This is a genomic window from Plantactinospora sp. A48 (genome assembly GCF_055793945.1).
Window position 1 is genome coordinate 1 of sequence record NZ_JBTIXF010000118.1, and the last position, 3488, is coordinate 3488.

A 3488-nucleotide genomic window follows, 5' to 3' on the forward strand; every position below is an offset into this window, starting at 1 on the left:
TCCCTCCTCCCCCCCCCCCCCCCCCCCCCCCCCCCCCCCCCCCCCCCCCCCCCCCCCCCCCCCCCCCCCCCCCCCCCCCCCCCCGCCGCAGGCGCTTAGACTCGGACCGGCGTTGATCGGGGTAACGGAGAGTGCGCAGGTGGGTTCGTCCCAACTACTCGTCCTACTGGATCGGGGCAGCGCGGTGCCGCTGCAGCAGCAGCTCTGCGAGCAGATCAGCGGATCCGTGCGGACTGGCCGGCTGCACCCCGGCGACCCGCTGCCGCCGAGCCGGGAACTGGCCGAGCAGCTCGGCGTGTCCCGGACCGTGGTCACCCGGGCCTACGAGCTGCTGCGCGCCAACGGGGTACTGACCTCGCGACGCGGCTCCGGCACCCGGGTCAGCGGCAACCCGCCCGACCGGGTCCGGCCCGCCGTGCCGGCCCCGCGAGGCGCCCTGTATCCGGAGCCGCCGCTACCGACCGACGCCGGCAGCCGGCTGTGGAAGCCGTGGGAGCCGGCACCGATGCACCAGACGGACTTGGCGTACGACTTCCGGCACGGCACCCCCGCCCTGACCAACTTCCCGGTCACCCGCTGGCGGCAGTCGCTGGCCGAGGCGATGAGCCGGGCCGACGCGGCGGCGCTGGGCTACGGCCCGGCCGAGGGGTCCCCCGCGCTACGGGACCAGATCACCGCGCTGCTGCGCCGCAGCCGGGCGCTGGACGCGGACCGCAAGCACATGGTGGTGACCAGCGGTGCCACCCAGGCGATGGACATCCTGGTCCGGCTGCTGGTCGGCCCGGACGACGTGGTGGTGATCGAAGATCCGAGCCACACGGTGCTGCGCCAGATCTTCGGTTACTCGCGGGCCGCGGTGGTGCCGGTCCCGGTCGACGAGGAGGGCCTGCGGGTCGACCAGATCGAGTGCCAGGTCCGCGCGTACGGCCATGATCCGGACCGGGTACGACTGGTCTACGTCACCCCGTCGCACCAGTTCCCCACCGGGTTCATCATGTCCGAACGACGCCGGCGGGCGCTGCTGCGCTGGGCCCGCGAGCACGGCGCGACGGTGCTGGAGGACGATTACCACAACGAGTTCACCTTCGCCGCCGAACGCCTGCCGGCGCTGGCCGCCGATCCGCAGGGAGCCGACGTGGCCTACGTCGGCAGCTTCAGCAAGACCCTCTTCCCGTCCCTGCGCATCGGGTACGCGGTCCTGCCGCCCCGGCTGGTCCGGCCCTTCCTCGGGATCAAGTGGATCACCGACCGGCTGACCCCGACGGTGACCCAGGAGGCACTTGCCGAGTTCATCGCCTCCGGCGCGTACGGCCGACACATCGGCCGGATGGACCGCCTCTACCGGCAGCGCCGCGCCCGGCTGATGGAGTCGCTCTACGAGCATTTCGGCGCCGGGGTGCGGATCTCGGGCGCGGCCGCCGGGCTGCACGTGCTGGTGACCCTGGCCGGCGCGGCGGGCGCTGACGAGGCGGACCTCGTGCGGGCCGCCGCGGCCCGTGGGGTGCGGATCTACCCCGCCTCCGGCTACTTCGTCACCGAGCCGCCGACCGAGCCGACCTTCCTGATCGGGTACGCGGCGCTGCCAGCCGCGCGGATCACCGAGGGAATCGCGCGGCTGGCTGCCGCGGTTCGGGCAGCACCGGCTCGGTGAACCGGGGCCGGCGGAACCGGGCCCGCTGGGCGTACGGCACGGTGCAGTCGAAGACCGCCTTCGCCGTGCGGCCGTCCGCGGACAGCGCCCGGGAGTAGCCGGTGTGCTGGCTCGGGTCCAGCGGGAAACCGGCCCGGTCCGGCAGCACCAGCAGATCCTGGTCGGCCTGGAACCGGGTGACCATCGCCCACCACAGGTCCTGGTCGGACTCGATGTCGACGTCCTCGTCGACGCAGAGCACCAGCTTGGCCATCCGGAACTCCTCCAGCACGGCCTCGCCGGCCGCCCGGACCGTGGCGTCGTCGCCCGGATCGCGCTTCGCGGGCCACTGCAACACCACCATGAGCTGACCACCGCCGGCCGTGTGGCAGTGCGCCGAGCGGGCCGGGGTGTTCCGGCGCCGCAGCAGGTCCAGCACCGCCGCCTCCATGCCGAAGCCGAGCAGCACCGACTGCTCGTGCCCGGGGCCGGAGACCGCCTGCAGGATCGGGCTCTCCCGGGCGGTGATCGCGGTGATCCGGACCAGCGGCAACGACGGGTGCGCCCGACCCTGGTAGCCGAGGAACTCCGGGGTGGCCACCACGCCGTGCCGGTTCTCCGGCGCGCGGTCGGCCAGCACCTCGCCCTCCAGCACGTACTCGGAGTGCGCGATGAAATCGGCGTCCACCGTGCGGCAGCGCAGCAGTTCCACCGGTTGACCGGCCAGCGCTCCGGCCACCCCCAACTCGTCCAGGCCGGGTGGCGCCAGCGAGCCCGGGCAGCAGGAGGCCAGGAGGACGGCCGGACCGAGCCCCAGGTGGATCGCCACCGGCAGCGGCCGGCCGCGGCGCAGGGCCGCCGCGTAGGCGAGTTCGAGGTCCCGGCCGGGGACCATCCAGATGGTCAGGGTGTCCGGCCCCTGCACACACATGCGGTGTACGGACACGTTCCGTACCCCGGTTTCCGGATCGGTGGCGAGCACGGCGCCCAGGGTCAGGTACGGCCCGGCGTCCTCGTCGGTGAGAACCGGGATCGGCAGCGCCGTCAGGTCCAGCGGCAGCGACTCCCGCGGCCACCGGCCGGGATCGGCCGCCGGTACGGGTGGCCGAGGTGCGGCCACCGCCGCGAGCAGCCGGTGCGGCAGCTCGGCCGGGGTGCAGCCGAGCAGACCGGCGGCCCGCCGGCGGGTGCCGTAGAGCCCCATCAGGACGGCCCGGGTGGGGCCGTGGTCCGGCCGTACCCGATCGAACAGCACCGCCGGGCCGGGCCCGGTGGGCGGCGCGGCGGGCGCGCCGGCCCAGCGGGCGTAGTGGGCCGAGATGCCGTACCGGGCGGGCAGTTCGGCGGCCACCCGGACCAGCTCGCCGGGCAGCGGGTCGAGCGTGGCCAGCGCGTGCCGCAGGTCGACCGGCGGGCGACGGGTCATGGCTGCCCCGACCCCACCGCACGGGGCTCGGGTACCCCCGAGGCGCGGCGCTCCGCCAGCATCTCCAGCTGCATCCGGGTCAGCTCCTCGATCAGCGCGCGGTACGTCGCCACGGCCACCTCGGGCGGCATGCCGTGCCGGTCGGCCAGCCCGCGTACCCGGTCGAGCACCTGCTGGACCCGGTTGGGCGACCGGACGGTCGGCTCGTCCGTCTTGTACACGGTCAGTTCCCGGACGACCCGGGTCCGTGCCGCGAGCAGTCCGACGATCTGCTCGTCGAGGCGGTCGATGGTGCCACGCAGCTCGGTGATCCGGGCCGGACCCCCGGTGGGGGGGGGGGGGGGGGGGGGGGGAGAGGGGAGAGGCAAGAGCGGGAACACAAAAGGCAACAAACAAACACCCACACCGCAGCACACCCCCCCACCACCGATC

At 74.5% G+C, this 3488-nt stretch carries 3 protein-coding genes; 1 reads left to right on the forward strand and 2 read right to left on the reverse strand.

Annotated elements, in window-relative coordinates:
- Positions 1-139 precede the first annotated feature (139 nt).
- Positions 140-1651 (forward strand): MocR-like pyridoxine biosynthesis transcription factor PdxR, encoded by a 1512-nt coding sequence (pdxR, locus tag ACXN5W_RS30105; protein ID WP_473161773.1) that lies wholly within the window; start codon positions 140-142, stop codon positions 1649-1651.
- Here the strand turns inward: pdxR and ACXN5W_RS30110 are convergent.
- Together ACXN5W_RS30110 and ACXN5W_RS30115 are read right to left on the reverse strand one after the other, a co-directional pair.
- A complete protein-coding gene (locus tag ACXN5W_RS30110; protein ID WP_473161774.1) occupies positions 1596-3056 on the reverse strand; it encodes a UbiD family decarboxylase in 1461 nt (486 codons plus the stop codon). The genes pdxR and ACXN5W_RS30110 overlap by 56 nt on opposite strands.
- On the reverse strand, positions 3053-3424 hold the full coding sequence (locus ACXN5W_RS30115; RefSeq protein ID WP_473161775.1) for a chorismate mutase: 372 nt from the start codon (positions 3422-3424) through the stop codon (positions 3053-3055). Before ACXN5W_RS30115 ends, ACXN5W_RS30110 begins: the two co-directional genes overlap by 4 nt.
- Between the last annotated feature and the right edge of the window lie 64 nt (positions 3425-3488).

Coding starts and splice junctions, on each gene's coding strand:
- ACXN5W_RS30110 (WP_473161774.1), bottom strand. CDS start 3,056: ATGACCCGTCGCCCGCCGGTCGACCTGCGGCACGCGCTGGCCACGCTC.